Origin of the sequence: Paenarthrobacter sp. NPDC090520, assembly GCF_044769205.1 — a bacterium.
Classification (GTDB): domain Bacteria; phylum Actinomycetota; class Actinomycetes; order Actinomycetales; family Micrococcaceae; genus Arthrobacter.
Map to the genome: position 1 here is coordinate 153814 of NZ_JBIVXM010000005.1, position 21956 is coordinate 175769.

Here is a 21956-nt window from a genome sequence, read left to right on the forward strand (position 1 = left end):
GAGTTTGACATCGCAGAACGTCAGGGGCCGCCGACGCGCGTCCGGCCCCGCTGCTGAGCTGCGGCCAGCCCGCGTCGTAACGGAGATCCGGCCGCGCGACACCCAGCGTCAGGTGCGCCGCCGTAAGAGCCCGTTGCGCCAGGTTGCCGATTTCGCCGCAGCCAGTGGCGTAGGGCAGAAAGCCGGGGTGGCCCTGGCCGCCACAGGCCTCGCCCTCACTGTCGGTCTGCCGGCCACAAGCCCCGTCATGGCCACCTCCGAGTCGGGCCAAACAGAAGCTGCCCTTGCCGTATCCGGCGGCAGCCAGCCTGAGGTTTCCGCGGAAGCATCGGCAAAAATCGACTTCAGCCGTGCGGCGGTGGCCACCAAGGCCGATCCCGACGGCAAGCTAAAGCAGCTGCTCAGCGCCCAGTCCGTTGGCAGCATCCAGGCCAGTTCCTCCAAGGGCACCCTTGGAAGTCCGCTGGACACGCTGACAACCGCTTCTCCGTTCGGATACCGCGTCAGCCCGCTGACCGGTGGCACCGGCGACTTCCACCGCGGCCAGGACTTCGTTGCCCAGTGCGGCACCCAGGTCCACGCTGCCGCCGCCGGGAAGGTCACGTTTGCCGGGTGGCACGAGTACGGCGGAGGCAACCGCGTTGTGGTGGATCACGGCAATGGCCTTGAGACCACGTACAACCACCTGTCGTCCTTCAACGTCAAGGTTGGCCAGACTGTCAGCCGCGGTGACGTTGTAGCCCTGAGCGGCACCACGGGCGCCTCCACGGGCTGCCACCTGCACTTCGAGGTGCAGGTCAACGGCGAAGTTGTTGACCCCATGGGCTGGCTCTAAGCAAAGTCGATGGTCGTCTCTCGCATTCGCGACACACCCCGTGACCTGAATGTGACATTCGCTTTCAACTGTTGTACCGTCTAAAGCGCATCGGCTTTTTAGGGGGCCGATGCACTTGAGTGGATTGCCTAGCTCTGCCACCACTCAGGATCCGTTCGCAAAATTCGTCTGGCAGGGGCGGGGGAACCACTTTTGGTCTTCGAGAGAAGGCCTTGGGGTTAAGTCACAAAGCTTCTCGAAGCGCGTGGCCGGATGACTCCCATCCGAATCCGACAGCTCACCTCGCAGGCATTGGGAGAGGCTACCTACGTGTCATCACGCACTACCCCTGCGCGCCACCGCGCCGAGACGGTTCACCCGTTGAACACTCTTTCGAAGGCTGTTTCAGCGAATGCCGGAACCGTTGGCCGCCAGGCCGCAGTTCTCGCCGCAGCCTCCGGCCTCGTCCTCAGCGTCGGCCTCCCGGCCCAGGCAGCGGACACCGATGTTTCCAAGGCCGAGACGAGCACGCAGCAGCTCCTCACCACCGAGGTTGTCACTGCAGAGCCCACGGCCACTGTTTCCTTCGACAGCCCCGTCGTGGCCACCAAGGAAGCCCCGAAGGTCCAGCGCGCGTCGCAGACCACCCAGCGCTCCCAGACAGCTGGTAACCAGACCACTGGCAGCCAGGCCGCCGGCTCGCTCACCGCACAGTTTTCCGACGCCAAGGAAACGGCCTCCAGCGCCGCAGCTTCCGGCCTCGCCGCGATCGCCTACACGGGCATCGGCCACCCCTACGTTTGGGGCGGCACCACTCCCAACGGCTGGGACTGCTCCGGCTTCACCCAGTGGGTCTACGCCCAGGCCGGCATCAGCATTCCCCGCGTCAACGCCTGGACTGCCATGAAGGCCACCAGCACGCCGCAGCCGGGTGACCTGGTCATGCAGAACGGCGGCGCACACGTAGGCATCTACGTCGGCAACGGCATGATGATCAGCGCTCTCAACCCGAGCCAGGGAACCTTGCTCCACTCGGTGGCTTCCACCGGCACGTCTTCATTCTTCACCCTCCGCTAAAACCCCGTTCGGGGTACGCCAGCATGCCCCCCAAGTGCTGGCTTGCCCGCAAACCGCGCGTGCCCCAACCGCGTGCGGAAACGAAAAGAGATTAAAAAATGACCAGTGCACACAAGGTTGCACGGCACCGAGCTGAGGCCCCCAAGACCAGCTCCCTTGCCGTGATCGCGAAGGCTGTCAGCAACAACGCCGGTGGCGTCGGCCGCCAGGCAGTCGTTATCGCTGCCGCTTCAGGACTGGTCTTGACCAGTGGCGTTGCTGCGAACGCCGCCGATACCAACGTCCAGCGTGAATCCACGGCCACCACAGCCCTTGATGTCCAGGCAGTCACGCAGTCCACCATCGCTGCCGACTCCACCGTGGCCATCTCCTACGAGAGCCCGGTTGTGACCACGGTGGAAGCTCCGGCTCCCGTCGTCGAGAAGCCCGCAGCGAAAGCCGCATCCGGCTCCACGGCTACCGGCGCGACCGCCACATTGGCAGTGGACAACTCAGCAACGGCGGCCGCCAAGGCTCCTGCAGCTTCCAGTGGCCTCGGGGCAGCCATCGCCGCCGCAGCCTATGCCCAGCTGGGAGTGACCCAGGACTGCACCATGTTGGTCACCAATTCGCTGGCGGCCGTGGGTATCAACTTCCACGATTGGCCGGCGGGCTACCTCTCCTTGGGCCGCACCGTCAGCGCCGCCGAAGCCCAGCCGGGCGACCTCGCGTACTACGCCAACGGTGGTTACGGTGGAATGGCACACATCGCCGTCTACGTCGGTAACGGCATGGCAGTACACGGTGGATGGAACGGGTCCACCACTGCACTCTTCAGTGTGAACGTCGGCTCCGGCCCGGTCTTCATCCGTGTGAACGGCTGATACAGATTCTTTGAACACCCCGCAGGAATACCTGCGGGGTGTTCCGCTTTAAGCCCCTCGCGGAGGGCCATGCATGGTGTCCCGCACATGAACATTCGCCGACACTGCACGGGAACAGGCCCGAAAATTCGTTGATACGGCATATAAGTGCTTACCCTTATGGTGTCGATCCACAGCCCGTACATGCAGAGGGCAGCCGGCCCTCGTGCCCCTGACGGGTGCGGCCGTGAAGAGGTACGTGCATGCGCACACTCGTTCTGAATGCTGGATATGAACCGCTGGCGGTAGTCACCTTCCGCCGGGCGCTGGTCCTTGTGCTGACTGGAAAAGCTAGCGTAGTGGCCGAAGGCGGCGAACCTGTCGTCGGGCCACAGGAGATTCTGGGACGTCCGTCCGTGATTCTCCTCAACCGCTACATCCGTCCCCGGTACAACAGGATCACCGCTGTGAGCCGCCGCGGGGTGCTCCGCCGCGACGGCCACCGCTGCGCCTATTGCGGCAAGACAGCGCACACCATAGACCATGTCCACCCCAAATCCAGGGGTGGCGCGGATTCCTGGGAAAACCTGGTTGCGGCGTGCTTGAAATGCAATAACGCCAAGAGCAACCAGACGCTCGCCGAGATGGGCTGGAAGCTTCGCTTCACGCCCGGCGTGCCCACGGGAACCATGTGGCAGATCAAAGAACTCGAGAAACCTGCGCCGGACTGGGACCCGTTCCTCTTGCCGGAATCCGCCGCCTGATCGATTTCTGTTGTGCTCCGGCCGTACGGGTAATCTGGGCGGATGGAGTTCAACGCCGTGATCCTGGCGGGTGGCAGGGCCACCCGCCTCGGTGGCGTGCCCAAGCCGGGATTAAGGTACGACGGCGCGAGCCTCCTTTCGCATGCCCTGGACTCCGTCCGGGGTGCTTCGCGGATTGTGGTGGTGGGGCCGCGCCAGGACGGCCTTCCGGACGGGGTACTGTCCGCGCGCGAGGAGCCCGCCTACGCAGGACCGGCGGCGGCCATTGCCGCGGGACTTGCCGTTCTTGGGTCCACTGATCCGGCACCGTGGACCTTGGTGCTGGCCTGCGATATGCCGCATGCCTCACGGGGAGTGGCTGCCATCCTTGAGGAAGTCGCGGGGCACCATGGCACCGAGGGAGCCATGGCAGTGTCTTCCGATGGCAGGCAACAGCCCCTCCTCGGCATCTACAGCACACAGGCCCTGGAACGCGAAGTCGCTGCAGCCCGGTCGTTAACGAACGCATCTGTCTTCAAGCTGCTTGCTAGGCTGAACGTGCTGGCTGTTGCCGTTCCCGATGGCTCCACGGACGACGTGGATACGTGGGAGGACGCAGCGGCCCTGGGCATTGACAACGACTTGGAGGCGGACGTGAAAAGCCAGGACGAGACACTCGAGGAATGGTGCCGCACACTGCTGCAGGCGTTTGAGCTTGAGGGCGTAGACGTGGACGTCAACGAAATCCTTGCAGTCGCCGGCGTGGCCGCGCACTCCGTGGTGCGTCCCGCGGCGCCTTTGACCACATTCATCGCGGGGTACGCGGCTGGAATGGCACGCGGCATCGGCCAGGCCAACGACGACGCCGCCATGGCCGCCGCCCTCGACCTTGCCCGCCAAGTAGCCAAGCAGTATGCGGAGCCCGGGGCCGAAACCGAATGACGGAGGCCCCCGAACAGGGCCACCATGCAGCGCATACCTGGCACGAAGCCAGGCAGCGTGCGTTCGACGTCGCCACTCCCATCCCCGCAAGCCCGGTTCCGCTGCGCGCGGCGTTGGGGCGGACCCTCGCCCAGGACGTACTTGCCCTGCAGGACATGCCGCACTACGCGTCGTCGGCCATGGATGGGTGGGCCGTCAACGGCAGCGGTCCGTGGATCCTCAGCGAACCCGGCCAGCGGCTGGCACCACACCAGGCCAGCCCGATCGTCACCGGCGGGCTGATTCCACCCGGTGCCAAAGCGGTTCTTCGCAGCGAAAGCGGCATCATCGCCACGGACGACGACGGCCTGCCGGTTTTGGCGCTCGGCGGCACCGCGAAGCCGGGGGAGCCGCGCAACGGTCAACACATCCGCAAGGCGGCAGAGGAAGCCGCTGAGGGCGAGGTCCTCCTGAAGAAGGCAACGGTGCTGAACCCTGCGCACCTGGCCGTCGCGGCCCTGGCCGGCCTGGACGAACTCCCTGTCCTGGGCAAACCCTTGGTGAGGTTCCTCCTGACCGGGTCCGAGGTGGTTGAACAGGGCGTCCCTGCTCCTGGACAGGTCAGGGATACCTTCGGGCCGCAGCTGGGTTCGGTGGTGGAGCTCCTTGGCGGGATCGACGGCGGCTTGGTCCGTGTGGGCGATAACTACGGGGAGTGGCTTGCGGCGCTGCAGGACGCGGAGCCGGGCACCCTGGAAGCGAACACGACGGAACTGGACGCTGGCGCAGAGCCGCCGGCCGACGTCGTTATTACTACTGGCGGGACCGGACGCTCGGGAACCGACCATTTCCGTAAGGCCGTAGCGGAGCTGGGCGGGACGTTGCTGATTGACGGGATCGCCATGCGTCCCGGACACCCGGCGGTACTTGCTGAGCTGCCTGACGGACGCTTTGTGCTGGGGCTGCCGGGGAACCCCCTCGCAGCCATGATGGCCCTTTTTACCGTGGGCGGACCGCTGCTGGCAGCCCTGGGCCACGGACGCCTCGGCGACGTGGGCGAAGTACCGTGCGGTTCCATGATCGATGCCGATCCGGGCCGCACTCGATTGATGCCGTTCAAGCTGGTTTACGGGCTGGCTTCGCCGTCCCGGCATGCCGGACCCGGAATGATGCGCGGGTTGGCAGGAGCGGACGGTGTCCTGGTGGTGCCTCCCCACGGGGTCCAGATGGGCGAACCGGTACCGGCTTTCCCGTTGCCGTGGGGAAAGCCTCTGCCCGCTCCCCAAGCTGCCGAGGACAAACCGCGCAAGGCCCCCGTCCGCACCGCAAAGAAGCCACCGGCGGGACCGGTGGACTGGAGCGCGCTGGACGCCTGACGCTGTCCGTGGACGCAGGTGGCGGCTTTGCCGCCGGACTTGTAATGATGGACACATGAACAGGCATGCCCCAGAACAGGACATCAACGAAGATGACCTGCAGATCCACCCGCCCAAACGAGCCGCTGCCGGCCTGAAGGCCGTGAGCGTCGCCCTCGAACGGGGCTATTCCCAGGCTGGTGTGGCCCGTACGGTCCGGTCCATGCTCCGGGTCAACCAGCACGATGGTTTCGACTGCCCGGGCTGCGCCTGGCCGGAGTCCATCACGGGCCGCCGAAGCCCTGCGGAGTTCTGCGAGAACGGCGCCAAGGCCATCGCCGAGGAAAGCACCACCCGCACGGTGGGCGGTGGATTCTGGGCCAAGCACTCCATTGCCGACCTCGAAGACAAGACCGAGTACTGGCTGGGCAGCCAGGGCCGCATTGCTGAACCAGTGGTGATCAGGCCGGGTGACACCCACTATTCGCCCATCAGCTGGACCGACGCGTTTGCCTTGATCGGCGAGCACATCAACGCCTCCACTCCGGATCGTTGCGTGTTCTACACCTCGGGCCGCACGGCCAACGAAACAGCGTTCATGTACCAGCTGTTCGCGAGGAGCCTGGGCACCAACAACCTGCCGGACTGTTCCAACATGTGCCATGAATCTTCAGGCAGCGCGCTCAATCCGACCATCGGCATCGGCAAGGGCACGGTGTCCTTGGAGGACCTCCACCAGGCCGAGCTGGTCCTGGTGGTGGGACAGAACCCGGGCACCAACCATCCCCGCATGTTGTCCGCCTTGAGTGACTGCAAGCGCAACGGAGGCAAGGTTGTTGCCGTCAACCCGCTTCCCGAAGCGGGCCTGCTGAACTTCAAGGATCCCCAGTCCTTGAACGGCGTCATTGGCGGCGGCACCACCATCGCGGACGAGTTCCTGCAGATCAAGGTGGGCGGCGACCTCGCCCTGTTCCAGGCCTTGGGCCACTTGCTCCTGGAAGAGGAGAAACGCAATCCCGGCACGGTGGTGGACAAGTCCTTCATCGGTAAGCAGACGGAGGGCTTCGAGAACTACGCCAGGGCCCGCTCCGTGCTGGACTGGGAAGAGACGGAGCGGGCCACCGGCCTGTCCCGCGAGGAGATCATCAAGGTTGCGGGCATGATGGCTGCCTCCAAGGGCACCATTATTTGCTGGGCACTGGGACTGACCCAGCAGCCGCACTCGGTGGACACCCTCAAGGAGATCATCAACCTGCTCCTGCTGCAGGGGAACTTCGGCAAGCCCGGCGCCGGTGCCTGCCCCGTGCGCGGCCACTCCAACGTGCAGGGCGACCGCACCATGGGCATTTGGGAAAAGCCCAAGGAACCGTTCCTGGAGGCTTTGGACAAGGAATTCGGTTTCCGGATGCCCCGGGACCACGGCTACGACTCGGTGGAAACCCAGCACGCACTGGAAAAGGGCGAAGTTGACGTGTTCGTCTCCATGGGCGGGAACTTCGCGGCTGCCGGTTCCGATACCAACGCACTCGAGGCCGGACTCAAGACCGCGGGCCTCACGGTCCACATTTCCACCAAACCCAACCGTGCCCACGTGGTGCACGGCCGGACGTCACTGATCCTGCCCACGCTGGGCCGCACGGACACCGATGACAAGCACCCCAAGGGCCGGCAGTTCCTCTCCGTGGAGGACTCCATGTCCGTCATCCACAAGACCCAGGGACGGCTGGAACCTGTTTCCGAACACTTGCTGAGTGAGCCGGTCATTGTTGCCCGGATGGCCCAGGCCACCTTCGGTGACGACCACGAGGTGGACTGGCGCGCAATGGCCGAGGATTACGACGTGATCCGGGACCACATCTCGCGCGTCATCCCCGGCTTCGAGGACTTCAACGCCCGGGTCCGCACCAAGAACGGTTTTGTCCTGCCCAACCCGCCACGCGATACCAGGACCTTCGCCACGGACATCGGCAAGGCGCGGTTCTCGGTGAGTCCGCTGGAGTACCTCGAAGCCCCTGCCGGGCACCTGATCCTGCAGACCGTCCGTAGCCATGACCAGTACAACACCACGTTCTATGGCTTGGATGACCGCTACCGCGGGGTATCCGAGGCCCGCCGGGTGATCCTGGTCCATGAGGACGACATCAAGGAACTCGGCTTCCAGGACCGGGACCTGGTGGATGTCATCTCCACGTTCGCCGGGACGGAACGCCGGGCCAACAAGTTCCGCCTCATCGCGTATCCGACTGCCAAGGGCTGCGCGGCCGCCTACTTCCCGGAGGCCAACGCTCTGGTCCACCGGGAGCTGGTGGCGCGGGAGTCCAATACGCCGGGCTACAAGGCCATGACCGTGCGGTTCGTCCGGCATGCAGAGGAAGAAGCCTGACATGGGACGCGTCACCCAGCGCCGTAAACTGCACAAGTTCGTCCTGGACGGATCGCCCCAGGCAATGGAGCATCCCGTCCGGTACAAGGAGGACGTCCTTGCCGTGGAAGAGCCGCTGGAAATCCGGCTGGGGGAGATGTCCTTCTCGGTGACCATGCGCACGCCGGGCGACGACTTCGATCTCGTTGCCGGTTTCCTGGTCTCCGAGGGCGTTATCTGGGAGCCCGGGCAGCTGGTCTCGGAACGCTTCTGCGCGGGGGAGGACGAGGACGGGGTCCAGACCTTCAACGTCGTCGACGCCCAGCTGCGTCCCGACGTCGTACGTCCGGAAACGGGCCGCAACGTCTACACCTCAAGTTCGTGCGGCATCTGCGGCACCGATTCGATTGAATCCGTGCGTAAGTCTTCGCACCACAGCCCCAAGGAAGATCCCGTCACGGTGCCGGTGCGGGCTCTGGCGGCCCTCCCTGACAGGCTCCGGGAAGCGCAGGCAGTTTTCGCGAAGACCGGCGGCGTGCATGCTGCCGGACTCTTCCGGGTGGACGACGACGGTACCTCCGAGCTGCTCTGCCTGCGGGAGGATGTGGGTCGCCACAACGCGGTGGACAAGGTGATCGGCTGGGCGTTGCGGGCCGGTCACCTGCCGCTCAAGGGAACGGTGCTCCAAGTGTCCGGGCGTGCGTCCTTCGAGCTCGTGCAGAAGGCAGCCATGGCCGGCATCCCCGTGCTGTCCGCTGTCAGCGCCCCCTCCAGCCTCGCCGTTGAACTGGCCGCCGAAACGGGTGTGACGTTGGCCGGGTTCAGCCGCGGCCACAGCATCAACGTTTATGCCGGCGTCGAGCGGATCCTGCAGGAGATCCCGGTCTCCGCGGACCTGGCGGGCCAGGGATAGTTCCCCATCACTTGGCTATTGTGCTGGAACAACGTAGATTTTATCCATCGAATGGAATCGCCGGAGTGCCCGGAACGCCACCTCTTTGAGGAGCACCGTCCACCCGCCTGCCAGTCCCGCCGCCCAGCTCACGCCAAAGGGGATTTAATTGCACGACGACCGTCGGATCACAGAACAGCGTCTCGATCGATTCGTTCGGGAACGCCTTCTTCCGGCCATATACGGCAGGTCCGTTCCCCTTGAACTGAGCAGTTGGGAGGCGCCGGGTGAGCCGGTCCCCGCTGCCGAAGCAATGCGGCAGCTGTTCACTCCGCAGGAGGCCGGTGCCGCCTGGGGCAAGGCGTGGAGCACCAAGTGGCTCCGGCTCCAAGGCGAGGTCCCCGAAGGCTGGGGTGCCTCGGAAGACACCACCGTGGAAATCATCGTTGACCTCGGCTTCAACAGCGATGTCCCCGGATTCCAGTGCGAGGGTACGGCCTGGCGTGCCGACGGCAGCATCATCAAGGCGATCTCGCCGCGGAACTACCACGTACCGCTGAAACTGCTGGGTGGCGGTCTTTCCGTGGACTTCTACGTCGAAGCGGCCGCCAACCCGGACGTAGCCCAGGGCTGGTCCTTTGCGCCCACACCGCTGGGGGATAAAGCCACGTCCGGTGACGAACCCCGCTACCGGTTGGGGCGCATCGCCATCGCCGAACTCAATGAGACCGTGTGGGAGCTCAACCAGGACGTGTGGACCTTGACCGGTCTGATGCACGAGCTCCCCATGGAATTGCCCCGCCGGCACGAGATCCTGCGGGCGCTGGAACGCATGCTGGACATCATGGATCCGGACGACGTTGCCGGGACTGCGGCGGCCGGCCGCGCCGCGCTGGCAGGGGTGCTGAGCCGTCCCGCCTACGCCTCGGCCCACGAACTGCTTGCCACAGGCCACGCCCACATTGATTCGGCATGGCTCTGGCCCGTCCGGGAAACCATCCGCAAGTGCGCCCGGACCTTCTCCAACGTCGTTGCGCTCATGGATGACGACCCCGATTTTGTGTTCTCCTGCTCCTCCGCCCAGCAACTGGCCTGGATCAAGGAGTACTTCCCGGAGCTCTTTGTCCGCATCCGCGAGAAGGTCAAGGCCGGCCAGTTCGTCCCTGTCGGCGGCATGTGGGTGGAATCGGACACCAACATGCCCGGCGGCGAAGCCATGGCCCGCCAGTTCGTGGAGGGCAAGAGCTTCTTCCAACGCGAGTTCGACGTTGAGTGCCAGGAAGCCTGGCTGCCCGATTCCTTTGGCTACTCCGGTGCCCTCCCGCAGATCGTCAAGTCCGCCGGGTCCCGGTGGTTCCTGACCCAGAAGATTTCCTGGAACAAGGTCAACCGCATGCCGCACCATACCTTCACCTGGGAAGGCATTGACGGGACGCGCCTGTTCACCCACTTCCCGCCAGTGGACACCTACAACGCCGAGTTGCACGGACGCGAACTGGCCCACGCCCAGCGGAACTACCGCGACCACGGCCGGGGAACCATGTCCTTGGTCCCGTTTGGCTATGGCGACGGCGGTGGCGGACCCACGCGCGAGATGGTGGCCGCGGCGCACCGCACGGCAGACCTGGAAGGCTCACCCAAGGTCCGCATGGGGACGGCCAGGGACTTCTTCCTCAAGGCCGAGGCGGAGTACGCCAACCCTCCGGTCTGGGTGGGCGAAATGTACCTGGAGATGCACCGCGGCACCTACACCAGCCAGGCCAAGACCAAACGGGGCAACCGCCGCAGCGAGCACTTGCTCCGCGAGGCGGAGCTCTGGTGCTCCACGGCCGCCGTCCGTGTGGGCTTCCCGTATCCGGCGGCGGAGCTCAAGCGGCTCTGGCAACTGGTGTTGCTCCAGCAGTTCCATGACATCCTGCCCGGCAGCTCCATCGCCTGGGTCCATCAGGACGCCGAACGAAATTATGCGGCGATCGCCCGCGACCTTGAGGCCATCATCGCGGAGGCCGCGCAGGCTCTGGTCGGCCAGGGGGACACGCGGTTCCTCCTCAATGCCGCGCCGCACAAGCGGAATGGCGTGCAGGCACTGGGCGTCGCCGAAGCCGCCACGACCGACGCTTGCGTGGAGGTGTTGGAAGAGGCCGGCGGCTATGTGGTGGACAACGGCATCATCCGAGCAGTCCTGGACAGCAATGGCCTCCTGACTTCGCTCGTCGACCATGCGAGCGGCCGCGACGCCATCGCTCCCGGCCAGGCCGGGAACCTGCTGGAGCTCTTCCGCGACACCCCGAACGAATGGGACGCCTGGGACATCGAGGAGTTCTACCGCCACAACGTCACCCCGCTGACCGACGTCGAAGGTACCGCCCTGGAGCGGACCGCGACGGGCGCCGTCGTCGTCGTTAAGCGTTCGGTGGGCGGGTCCACCATCACGCAACGCATCACGCTCGACGCCGGCGCGGAGTCTCTGGCGATAGCCACCACAGTGGACTGGCAGGAACGCGAGAAGATGCTGAAGATCGCCTTCCCGCTGGATGTGCGGGCCGATCATTCGGCCTCGGAAACACAGTTCGGCCACGTGTTCCGGCCAACCCACACCAATACGTCCTGGGATGCCGCCAAGTTCGAGATCTGCGCGCACCGCTGGATCCATGTGGGGGAACCGGGATATGGCGTGGCGGTCAGCAACTCGTCCAGTTACGGGCACGATGTCACCCGGGCGGTCCGCCAGGATGGTGGAACCACGACGACGGTGCGCACCTCGCTGCTGCGGTCGGCGAAGTTCCCGGATCCCGAGGCAGACCGCGGCGAGCACACCCTGGAGGTGTCCATCAGGCCGGGTGCGGGTATTTCGGACGCCGTGGAAGAGGGCTACCGGACCAACCTCAAGCCCCGCTACGTCAAGGGAACCAACCCAGTGGAGCCACTGGTTTCGGTGTCCAACCCTGCGATCGTGGTGGAAGCGGTGAAGCTCGCCGAGGACGGTTCCGGGGATGTCATCGTGCGGCTCTATGAATCCCTTGGACAACGGTCGAAGGGCACGGTCATGGCCAATTTCGAATCCACCGGTGTGGCGGCGACGGACCTGCTGGAACGCACCGTCGAGGCCGCGGGTGTGGTCTGCGCAGGTTCGGCAGCGGAGCTGGTTCTCCGGCCGTTCCAGCTGGTCACGCTGCGCTTCGCCAGATAGTCCCGTTCGGGCCTGCATCCTTGGATGCAGGCCCGAAACCGGCTACTCGGTCAGTTCGACGTCTACGACGCCCTTCAGGACCTGTTCACGCAGGGGGATGACAGTGTTGAAGTGTTTGATGTCGTCCGTCACCCCCTTGGTGAATACTTCCTCAACCAGGGAAGGCATTTCCTTGACCCCGGCCAGGTAGCGCTTCGCGGCGAAGTCGAAGTCCGACCTGTTGTATCGGATCTTGGCGTTGAGCGCTTTGGCGTCGTCGGCGATTTTCTGGACTTCCTCGGCCGGGGCGTTGCGCGCCTCGGCATCGTCCGCCTTCTTGACGAAATCGTCCTTGAGCCGCACGAACTCCGCATAGCTTTCTTCGCCCTTCGCGGTTGCCTCGGCGTGCACCTCAAGCTCGGCCACCTTGGCGTCGAATGTGCGGGCGAACTCCTGGTAAGCGGTGTTGTTGGACTGCTTCAGTTCCTCCGCTGCTTTCCGGCACGGTGTGGCAGCCTTGGCCAGCAAGGTTTGGCGTTCCCGCAGGCTGGCTGCTTTGGAACCCACGAACAGGCCGTTGCACCCGGCTGCGTCGTCCTCGCGGAAGAGGCCCTCGAACTGCGGGTAGGAGTTCACGAGTCCCTCCATGTAGCCGAAGTACCCGTCGTGGGACTCCACCAACTGCTGCAGTGCGACTCCCACGGTGTCGTCGCTGGAACCATGCGTGGCCTTCAGGTTGTCCAAAGCGGCCCGGGCAGACTCCGTGGCCTGCTGGACGTCATCCTTCTCTTTCTGGCTGTTCCGTGCTGCCTCGTCCCGGGAAGCGGGGGCGTTCCGTGCCTTCTTGTAGGCCGCCAGATAAGCGTTGACTGCCGGCTGGATCTTGTCCCTGGCCTCGCTGAGGGCATTCATCCGGTCTTCCTTCAGTAAGGACAGGCCTTCTTTTCGCTGTTGTGCAGCCAAGTTGTTCATGGCCACCAGCGTTCCGGCGGCAATGACCAGCACAACGAGGAGAATACCAATCACCAGGAGTACTGGGCGGCGATGGCGGCGGACGGGGACGGCAGTGGTCTCCGGAATGTGGTTGCTCATGGCCTATTTCCCCTCCTGGCCGGCGGCATCAAAGCGTTCCAACCGCTCTTTCAGGACCCGCTCAAGGTTGGCGTTTGATTCGTTCGCTTCGTTGACCACCGTGGTGGACGCTTTTTTCACTGCGTTCTCATATTCCGTGCGGGGCTTGTCCAGGGAATCATTGATGTCGAGCAGCGCGATGGCCGCCAAAGTACGCTTTGCCGCCCGCTCAAAGTCATCCTTGGCGTCCAGGACTTCCTGCTGCTTGTCCCGCTGCCCGCGAATGACGCCCTCGAAGGCACCCAGAAGCGTGCTTGTCTCTGCATCGGACCCGTTCTTGGCATCCGACAGGGCGGCCAAGCACGCATCGGCGGTGGAAACGTAGTCCTTGGCGTACGTTTCGCTGCCGATGTTCAGGTCGCGGTGCAAAGGTGCACAGGCTCCGCCAACTGACTGGGTGATGTTTGCCGTGTTGGTCAAGCGCTGGTCGTTGTAGGCCACCACTGCGCCGTACTTGTCCTTGAACTGCCCCACGGCATCTTTGACCTCGGACTCCTGCAGCGCAGGCGAGCCAGTCATGGCTTCCAAGCGGTTCTTGTTCGTGGCGGATTCCCGTTCCAGGACATCGCGCTGCTGTTGCAGTACCTGGCCCACTTCATCTTCATCCGCATCAGTGGAGACCGCGCTGGTGTACCGGGCCGTGAATTCCTGCACCAAGGGGTCGTAGATATTCATGGAGTTGTCCACGATGGCCCGTTGCTTGTCCAGGCGAAGCACGTCCGCACGCTGGACACCTGCGGGGCGTGACAGCGCGTACCACGTGCCAAGCCCTCCGGCCACCAAAGCCAGCGCCACTACTGCCACGATGATGGGTGTTCGCCGACTCTTCTTCTGCGCCGGCTGTTCTGTCTCTTCCACAGTCCGTCCTACCCCCGATTTTTTGACGCGTGCCCGGCTACGGGCACTCGAAGCCTCATAAGGTTCCTTTTGAGCAGGAACCTTATGAGGATACGCCAGCCGGGCTAGACGTCGTGCTGGAGGCGCTTGACGAAGAGCTTGGTGCGTTCCTGCTTGGGAGCACGGAGGACCTCGATGGCGGGGCCGCGCTCAACCACTACTCCGCCGTCCATGAAGATGACCTCGTCCGCTACGTGCTGGGCGAAGGCGAGCTCGTGGGTCACGATCACCATGGTCCAGCCTTCTTCGGCAAGCTCCTTGATGACGCCGAGGACGTCGCCAACCAGTTCCGGATCCAGGGCCGACGTGGGCTCGTCGAAGAGCAGCAGCTGCGGTTTGAGCGCCAGGGCACGGACAATGCCCACACGCTGCTGCTGGCCCCCGGAGAGTTCAAAGGGGTACGCATCGCGCTTGTCGGCCAATCCAACCCGTTCCAGGAGCCGCTCGGCGTCTGCTATGGCCTCGGCCCTGGGCCGTTTCTGGACCTGGACGGGGCCCTCGATGATGTTCTTCAGCACAGTCATGTGCGGAAACAGGTTGTAGTGCTGGAACACCATCGCGCTGCGGTCCCGCAAGGCGGCGATGTCCTTCTTGCCCACCTTGGTGTCGAAATCGATGGAGAGACCCGTTTCGGTGCCGTCGTCCCCGAAGGCGACCGTGCCGGCGTCGGGAATTTCCAGCCCGTTGAGCGAGCGCAGGACGGTGGTCTTGCCCGAACCGGACGGACCGATCAGTGCGACCACCTGGCCCCGGCGGATGTCGATATCGATGTCGCGCAGCACCACGTTGCTGCCAAAGGCCTTGGCGAGGTTGCGGGCCTTCAGGACCGGTACCGGGCGGGGCTGCGGTGAGTCAGTGGGCGACATAGCGGTCCAATCTCCGTTCCACGGCTGACTGCGCCGTGGACAGGACAAGGCAGATCACCCAGTAGACCAAGGCTGCCTGCAGGTACAGGACCATGAATTCCTGGCTGAACGCGGCGATCTGCTGGGCATTGCGGAACAGTTCGGTGACCAGGATCAGCGAAGCGAGCGAGGTGTCCTTCACCAGGGAAATGAAGGTGTTGGACAGCGGTGGGACGGACACCCGGGCCGCCTGGGGGAGGATGATCCGGACCAGGGTTTGCCGGCTGGACATGCCGATGGTGTGCCCGGCCTCCCACTGGCCTTTGGGTACGGACAGGATGGCAGCGCGGATGATCTCGGCCGCGTAGCCACCCACGTTCAGCGAGAACGCGATGATGGCGCTGGGCCACGGATCCAGCTTCACGCCCAGGTTGGGCAGGCCGTAGAAGATCACGAACAACTGGACCAGGAGGGGAGTTCCGCGGATCACCGACACATAGAAACGCCCGATGCCCGAGAGCAGCCAGTTGGGACTGAGCCGCATCAAGGCCACCAGGAGCGCCAGGACCAGCCCGAACGCGAAAGACAGCAGCGTGAGCGGAATGGTCCCCGTCACGGCACCTGTGACGAGCGGCCCGAAGGAACTCCAGACGAGGTCCCAGTTCATTTACTTGGAGACGTCCGCGCCGAAGTACTTGTCCGAGATCTTTGCCAGGGTGCCGTCAGCCTGCAGGTCGGCGAGGGCCTTGTTCACGGCGTTGGCCAGTTCCGTGGAGCCCTTGCGGAACACCATGGCGCTTTCGGTCTTGTCCGGGGCTTCTGCTGCCACCTTGAGGCCGGAATCCGGGGTGGTCTTGGCGTAATCCAGGTACGTGAGCTTGTCGTTGACAGTGGCGTCCACCCGGCCCTGCTGAACCAGCGTTGCCGCCTGGGCCCAGCCTTCCACGGCCTGGACGTTGGCTCCTGCGTCCACGGCCATCTTGTAGAAGTTGCTGGTGAGGGACTGCGCCGTGGTCTTGCCCTTGAGGTCGGCGAAGCTGTTGATGCCGGAATTGTCGGACTTGGTCACCACCACGCCCGTGGAGACCGTGTAGGGCGTGGAGAAGTCGTATTTGGCCTTGCGGTCTTCGTTGATGGAGATCTGGTTGGCGATCGTATCGAAGCGTTTGGCGTCGAGTCCCGCGAAGATGCCATCGAACTGGGTCTCCTGGAACGTTGCCTTCACGCCCAGTTTGTCCGCCACTGCCTTGGCGATCTCCACGTCGTAGCCTGTCAGCTCGCCGGCACCGTTGGCGTGGAAGCTGAAGGGGCGGTAGGTTCCCTCGGTGGCGATGACCAGTTCACCCTTGGACTTCACATCGGAAAGGGACTTATCGCCACCGGACTGCGACTGGGTGGACCCACCACCGCCGCATGCCGAGAGGGCAAGGGCCACAGAGGCCAAGGTAGCTGCCAGGACAGAGCGGCGGGTACGAAGACTGGTCATGGAAGCCATCTTAGCCACGGCCCCCGTCAGGCCCGCTGCGCCGACGCGGCCAGCCCCCGCGAAATGGCCGTTAAAAGGCTGAGTGGGGGCGGTCCCCAACAGCCCGCCACCACTCATCCCCCCAATTGTGATCATGAGGGCGCCACATCCACCGGAAACCCGTTCTCTGATTCCGCTGTCAGGCTGCAAGCCTCATTCACACATTCATGATTGTGCCACGATCTAATGCTTTTGTGAAAGTCTTACGCTGTGCGTCGTCTTTTCCGCCTCGCGTAGGCCTTGGAAAACCAGATTCCGGCCAGGCCAATGGCGGTCGCCAGCACGGCCGAGTAATTGATCAGTGAGCGCAGCCACAGATGTACCAGGGGAATCAGGGGGAAGAGCTGGGACACCAGCAGCAGCGTCAGGCCGACGAACAACAAGGCCGATGCGCCGCGCAACAGAGCCGGGAAACGACCGGTCACCGTGCGCCAGATCGCCGGGAGCAGGCATGCCGATACGAAGCCCGGGTAGAACCGGCCAAGGGCAGCGTAGGCCTCCATGGATGGGCCCCACGTCAGGCCCGTCATGCCCACGGTGGAGCCCCGGGTATCGGTGATGAGGAAGAAGTAGGCCGTTAACGCCGCAGTGATGGCCAGGACGGTCAGGCCCCACGGGCCCCGGATGGCCCGGACCGCGGATTTGGAGTCGAAGCCCGTGGCGATCTTGATGCCCATCAGCAGGAAGGTTCCATACAGCAGGAACCGCAGGATGAGGTTGGTCAGGTTCATGCCCCCGAGGACGGCGTCGATGGCCAGGTAGGGTGCTTCGATACTGAGCAGGATGTCCATGGTCATCAAGGCAAAGATGTAGAAGACCACGCGGTTCTCTCCGCGCAGCGCACTGGGGATGCGCGCCACGGTAATGGCCAGGCAAATAACAAGCGTTGCCCAGGGCAGGACAGCCGTCATCCGAGGTTCTCCCAAATTCGTTCAGTTCGTTCGTGGTCTTGTTCTTGGCGGCGAAGGTTCTTGCCCAGGGCCTGGAGGCGTTCGCCGGACAGTGTCACCAGTTCGCCCAGTGTCATCCTGTCCAAAGCGTCCCGGCGCCCGTGGGGTGTCCAGCCGGCCTCGCTTTCGGTGATCAACCCGCCGGCGACCAGCCCACCTGCCGGTCCAACCCCGGCGGCCCGTGAGGTGGCAATGGCCAGTTCGGGAGGGAGCCGGTTGGCCGTCAGGTGGGCGGAAAAGTTTTGGGGCGCGATCCCGGTGGCCTCGCTGACCCGGTGCCGCAACTCGCCGTCGTCGATCGCGTCCACCCAGTTCCGTACGGCGGTGGGGTGCGGAGTTGCGGTGAGTCCGGTGGCGGGGACGCTGCCCGGTTCGGTACGTTCCACCACGGCCCGCAGCAGGTCGATCGTGGCGATCTGGCTGACCAACTCGGCGGGAGTGGGCGGAACGGGCTCGCCCCGAAGCTGTGCGTAGAGGTCGAACGTGGCCAATTCCTGGACCGGGTTGAGGTCGTAGGCGCGGCTGATGCTCACGAGCGTGGATTCGGCTACCTTGCCGCGAACCAACTGCTGGGCCAGCGTGGTCCGTTTGATTCCGGAGACCCTGCAGACATCGGCGATGCTGGCGTCCGGCGCAACGCCGTGGAGCCAGCGCTGGAACGCCTTGGACTGTAAGGGCATGGAGGACTCTCTGGAAAGTTTGCTGTAAGTGGTAGTACGAATCGATTTTACGCGGACGCCACATTGAATTATGCTTGATTCTTGAACCCGCTGGTCCGTACACCCCCCAAGTCCGGACCGGCGGGTTTTTCCATGCCTGCAGAAAATGGGCAGGCAGCGAGAGGATTGAACTCATGACTGCAACCTTGGTAGCCAAGGACCTTGCCGGTGGACATGGCCACCGCACGCTCTTTTCGAAGCTGTCCCTGACGGTGGCTCCGGGCGATGTGGTGGGTGTGGTGGGCGCCAATGGTGCGGGCAAATCGACGCTGCTGCGCATCCTCGCCGGCGTTGACCAGCCGCAGGAAGGCACGGTGAGCCTGGCGCCGTCCGATGCGTTCGTTGGCTGGTTGCCGCAGGAACACGAACGGACTCCGGGCGAAACCATCGCCGCCTACATTGCGCGCCGTACGGGTTGTGCCCAGGCGACGGCAGAAATGGAAGCCACGGCCGAGGCGCTCGGCTCTGGTGCACCCGGCGCTGACGATGCCTACTCCGTGGCCTTCGACCGCTGGATGGCCTCCGGTGCCGCGGACCTCGAAGAGCGAATCCCGGCCGTGCTGGCGGACCTTGGCCTGGAGCTCGGAGCCGAAGCCCTCATGACCGGCCTCTCCGGCGGGCAAGCTGCGCGCGTGGCGCTCGCGGCCTTGTTGCTGAGCCGCTTCGATGTAGTCCTTCTCGACGAACCCACCAACGATCTGGACCTGGATGGACTCGCCCGCCTGGAAGCCTTCGTCCAGGGGCTGCGCGGTGGCGTGGTGCTGGTGTCCCACGACCGTGAATTCCTGGCCCGCTGCGTCACCACCGTGGTGGAGCTGGACCTCGCCCAGAACTCCGTGGCTGTGTACGACGGCGGTTACGAGTCCTTCCTCGATGAACGGGCCGTGGCAAAACGCCATGCCCGGGAACGCTATGAGGAGTACGCCTCCACCAAAGCCGACCTTGTGGCGCGTGCCCGGACCCAGCGGGAATGGAGCTCCCAAGGCGTCCGGAACGCGATGAAGAAGAACCCGGACAATGACAAGATCCGGCGCGCGGCCAGCACCGAGTCCTCCGAGAAGCAGGCCCAGAAGGTCCGTCAAATGGAGTCCCGCATCGCCCGGCTCACGGAAGTGGAGGAACCGCGGAAGGAATGGCAGCTGCAGTTCAGCATCGGCCAGGCACCGCGGTCCAGCGCCGTCGTCGCCACCTTGCGTGACGCCGTCGTACGCCAAGGAGACTTCACGCTGGGACCGGTCAACCTGCAACTCAACGGCGGTGAGCGCATCGGTATCACCGGTCCCAACGGTGCCGGCAAGTCCACCCTCCTAAGGCTGTTGCTCGGCACCAGGACCCCGGACGACGGCGATGCCTCCATGGGTGCCTCCGTGGCGATCGGCGAGATCGACCAGGCCCGCGGAATGCTCGACGGCGGCAAACCGCTCGGTGACGCTGTGGAGGCGGTGCTGGTTGATTGGAACAGCGCAGATGTCCGGACCCTCCTGGCCAAGTTCGGGCTCAAGGCGGACCACACCTCCCGGACAGTCGATTCGTTGTCCCCGGGTGAACGGACCCGTGCCGCCTTGGCGCTCCTGCAGGCCCGCGGCGTCAACCTGCTGGTGTTGGACGAACCCACCAACCACCTTGACCTGCCTGCGATCGAACAGCTTGAAGAAGCCCTGGAAAGCTATGACGGCGCCCTGCTGCTGGTAACCCACGACCGCAGGCTGCTGGAGAACGTCCGGCTCGATTCGCGCTGGCACCTGGAAAATGGCCGTGTCCAGGAGTTGCACCACATACCGGGCCAGGAGAAGTAACCATGAGCATGGATGGCGTGGCCTGGAGCTCGCTCTACAAGATCACCCGGGCGCAGAGCGGTTCGCAGCCGTTCTCCAAGGAGACCCTGAAACGCGTCCTTGGCTTCGCTGCCCCGCATAAAGGCAAGCTCATCGCGTTCGTGATCGCCTCGATCGCCGGTGCCGTGCTGGCCGTGGCCACGCCGGTGCTGGCCGGCCAGGTGGTTGATGCCATCATCGGCAAATCCGGTGCCGGAACCATCATCTGGCTTGCCCTGCTGATCGCGCTGGTGGCGGTGGGCGAGGCCGGCGTGGGGCTCCTGACCAGGTGGTTGTCGTCGACCATCGGTGAGGGGGTCATCGTGGACCTTCGCACGCGGGTGTTCGACCACGTGCAGCGCATGCCGATCGCCTTCTTCACCCGCACGCGGACCGGTGCGTTGGTGAGCCGCCTGAACAATGATGTGATCGGGGCCCAGTCCGCCTTTGCCGGGACGTTGTCCGGTGTGGTCAGCAACGTCGTGGCCTTGGCCCTGACCTTGGCCGTCATGCTCAACACCTCGTGGCTGGTGACCGTGCTGGCCATGGTGCTGCTCCCGATCTTCCTGATCCCTGCACGGCGGATGGGGTCAAAGCTGGCGGACCTGCGCCGCGAAGCCGCAGCGCACAACGCCGCCATGGGCACCCAAATGACCGAACGGTTCTCCGCGCCCGGCGCCACGCTGGTGAAGCTCTTCGGACGGCCGGATGAGGAGTCCCTTGAGTTCGCTGCCCGTGCAGGCCGTGTCCGCGACATCGGGATCCGGACCGCCATGCTGCAGTTCACCTTCGTGACCGCCTTGACCCTGGTCTCCGCGCTGGCCCTGGCACTGGTGTACGGGCTCGGCGGCTGGCTGGCCATCGGGGGACAATTGGCACCGGGTGACGTTGTGGTGCTGGCCCTCCTGCTCACGCGTCTCTACGCCCCGCTGACTGCACTGTCCAACGCCCGCGTGGAAGTCATGAGCGCACTTGTCAGCTTCGAGCGCGTCTTCGAAATCCTGGACCTCAAGCCGCTCATCACCGAGAAGCCGGACGCTGTGGCGGTTCCGGCGGGACCTGTGGCGGTCGAATTCGACGACGTCCGCTTCTCCTACCCTTCGGCTGACAAGGTCTCCCTTGCCTCCCTCGAAGACGTGGCCACGCTGGACACGCGTGGCGGCGAGGAAGTCCTCCATGGGGTCAGTTTCCGGGTGGAGCCTGGCCAGACTGTGGCGTTGGTGGGATCATCCGGTGCCGGCAAGTCCACTGTGGCCCAGTTGCTGTCCAGGCTGTACGACGTCGACTCCGGAGCTGTGCGCCTGGGCGGCCACGGGGTTGGAACCGGAACGGATGTGCGCGACCTCCGCTTCGATGCCCTCCGCGAAACACTGGGCATGGTGACCCAGGATGGCCACCTGTTCCACGAGACCATCGCGTCCAACCTGCGCCTGGCCCGGCCTGATGCCACCGAGGAGCAGATGTGGGACGTGCTGCGGCGCGCCCGCCTGGAAGCCATGATCCGTTCGCTTCCCGATGGACTCGAAACGGTGGTGGGGGAGCGCGGCTACCGGCTCTCCGGTGGCGAACGCCAACGCCTCACCATCGCCCGGCTCCTCATCAAGCAGCCCAGGGTCGTCATCCTGGACGAGGCCACTGCCGCGCTGGATTCCACCAACGAAGCCGCCGTCCAGGCAGCCTTGGGCGAAGCGCTCGAGGGTCGTACCGCCGTCGTGATTGCCCACCGGCTGTCCACCATCCGGGCTGCCGACGCGATCCTGGTGGTGGAAGACGGCCGGATCGTGGAGCGGGGCACGCACAGCGAGCTGCTCGCTGCGGACGGCCGCTACGCAGAGCTGTACCGGACGCAGTTCGCGGAAGCCGCAGCCGTGGCCCAGGAAGCAGTCCCGGAGCTTTGATG

General features: G+C 64.7%; 18 protein-coding genes and 1 riboswitch. Of the genes, 11 read left to right on the forward strand and 7 right to left on the reverse strand.

The window, feature by feature from the left end; genetic code table 11:
- Nucleotides 1-4: 4 nt before the first annotated feature.
- From ACIQTZ_RS08535 to ACIQTZ_RS08575, 9 genes are all read left to right on the forward strand, one after another.
- Nucleotides 5-835, forward strand: a complete 831-nt coding sequence (locus ACIQTZ_RS08535) for a M23 family metallopeptidase (RefSeq protein ID WP_402948798.1) — start codon at nt 5-7, stop codon at nt 833-835.
- Nucleotides 836-981: 146 nt separating this feature from the next.
- Nucleotides 982-1140, forward strand: a riboswitch (cyclic di-AMP (ydaO/yuaA leader).
- Nucleotides 1141-1144: 4 nt separating this feature from the next.
- Nucleotides 1145-1891: a C40 family peptidase gene (locus tag ACIQTZ_RS08540; RefSeq protein ID WP_402979477.1), complete on the forward strand. Its 747-nt coding sequence runs from the start codon at nt 1145-1147 to the stop codon at nt 1889-1891.
- A 98-nt stretch (nt 1892-1989) separates the two neighbouring features.
- Nucleotides 1990-2754 (forward strand): NlpC/P60 family protein, encoded by a 765-nt coding sequence (locus ACIQTZ_RS08545; protein ID WP_402948801.1) that lies wholly within the window; start codon nt 1990-1992, stop codon nt 2752-2754.
- A 242-nt stretch (nt 2755-2996) separates the two neighbouring features.
- Complete coding sequence (locus ACIQTZ_RS08550; protein WP_400271457.1) at nt 2997-3497, forward strand: HNH endonuclease; 501 nt, start codon at nt 2997-2999, stop codon at nt 3495-3497.
- Nucleotides 3498-3539: 42 nt separating this feature from the next.
- Complete coding sequence (locus ACIQTZ_RS08555; RefSeq protein WP_402979480.1) at nt 3540-4418, forward strand: NTP transferase domain-containing protein; 879 nt, start codon at nt 3540-3542, stop codon at nt 4416-4418.
- Complete coding sequence (locus ACIQTZ_RS08560) at nt 4415-5773, forward strand: molybdopterin molybdotransferase MoeA (protein WP_402979483.1); 1359 nt, start codon at nt 4415-4417, stop codon at nt 5771-5773. The genes ACIQTZ_RS08555 and ACIQTZ_RS08560 overlap by 4 nt, the downstream gene beginning before the upstream one ends.
- A 55-nt stretch (nt 5774-5828) precedes the next feature.
- A complete protein-coding gene (locus ACIQTZ_RS08565; protein ID WP_402979486.1) occupies nt 5829-8135 on the forward strand; it encodes an FdhF/YdeP family oxidoreductase in 2307 nt (768 codons plus the stop codon).
- 1 nt (nt 8136) lies between these two features.
- Entirely contained in the window at nt 8137-9027 is an 891-nt protein-coding gene (gene fdhD, locus ACIQTZ_RS08570) for a formate dehydrogenase accessory sulfurtransferase FdhD (protein WP_402979489.1), read from the forward strand.
- A gap of 148 nt (nt 9028-9175) precedes the next feature.
- Nucleotides 9176-12196, forward strand: a complete 3021-nt coding sequence (locus ACIQTZ_RS08575) for an alpha-mannosidase (RefSeq protein WP_402979492.1) — start codon at nt 9176-9178, stop codon at nt 12194-12196.
- Nucleotides 12197-12238: 42 nt separating this feature from the next.
- Here ACIQTZ_RS08575 and ACIQTZ_RS08580 read toward each other — a convergent pair whose 3' ends face one another.
- From ACIQTZ_RS08580 to ACIQTZ_RS08610, 7 genes are all read right to left on the reverse strand, one after another.
- Complete coding sequence (locus ACIQTZ_RS08580; protein WP_402979495.1) at nt 12239-13267, reverse strand: hypothetical protein; 1029 nt, start codon at nt 13265-13267, stop codon at nt 12239-12241.
- A gap of 3 nt (nt 13268-13270) precedes the next feature.
- Entirely contained in the window at nt 13271-14164 is an 894-nt protein-coding gene (locus tag ACIQTZ_RS08585) for a hypothetical protein (RefSeq protein WP_402979498.1), read from the reverse strand.
- A 104-nt stretch (nt 14165-14268) separates the two neighbouring features.
- Entirely contained in the window at nt 14269-15069 is an 801-nt protein-coding gene (locus ACIQTZ_RS08590) for an amino acid ABC transporter ATP-binding protein (protein WP_402979501.1), read from the reverse strand.
- Nucleotides 15056-15715 carry an amino acid ABC transporter permease gene (locus ACIQTZ_RS08595; protein WP_400271465.1) on the reverse strand — a complete coding sequence of 220 codons (660 nt, stop codon included), beginning with the start codon at nt 15713-15715 and terminating at the stop codon, nt 15056-15058. Before ACIQTZ_RS08595 ends, ACIQTZ_RS08590 begins: the two co-directional genes overlap by 14 nt.
- Complete coding sequence (locus tag ACIQTZ_RS08600) at nt 15716-16534, reverse strand: amino acid ABC transporter substrate-binding protein (RefSeq protein ID WP_402979504.1); 819 nt, start codon at nt 16532-16534, stop codon at nt 15716-15718.
- Nucleotides 16535-16776: 242 nt separating this feature from the next.
- A complete protein-coding gene (locus ACIQTZ_RS08605) occupies nt 16777-17484 on the reverse strand; it encodes a hypothetical protein (protein ID WP_400334107.1) in 708 nt (235 codons plus the stop codon).
- A complete protein-coding gene (locus ACIQTZ_RS08610) occupies nt 17481-18203 on the reverse strand; it encodes a hypothetical protein (RefSeq protein ID WP_400334110.1) in 723 nt (240 codons plus the stop codon). The genes ACIQTZ_RS08605 and ACIQTZ_RS08610 overlap by 4 nt, the downstream gene beginning before the upstream one ends.
- A gap of 173 nt (nt 18204-18376) precedes the next feature.
- Here ACIQTZ_RS08610 and ACIQTZ_RS08615 point away from each other — a divergent pair, with 173 nt between their 5' ends.
- Both ACIQTZ_RS08615 and ACIQTZ_RS08620 read left to right on the forward strand, forming a co-directional pair.
- The gene (locus tag ACIQTZ_RS08615; protein ID WP_402979508.1) at nt 18377-20038 is read left to right on the forward strand and encodes an ABC-F family ATP-binding cassette domain-containing protein; all 1662 of its coding nucleotides are present in this window, start codon (nt 18377-18379) and stop codon (nt 20036-20038) included.
- 2 nt (nt 20039-20040) lie between these two features.
- Nucleotides 20041-21954 carry an ABC transporter ATP-binding protein gene (locus ACIQTZ_RS08620; RefSeq protein WP_402979511.1) on the forward strand — a complete coding sequence of 638 codons (1914 nt, stop codon included), beginning with the start codon at nt 20041-20043 and terminating at the stop codon, nt 21952-21954.
- Nucleotides 21955-21956 lie beyond the last annotated feature (2 nt).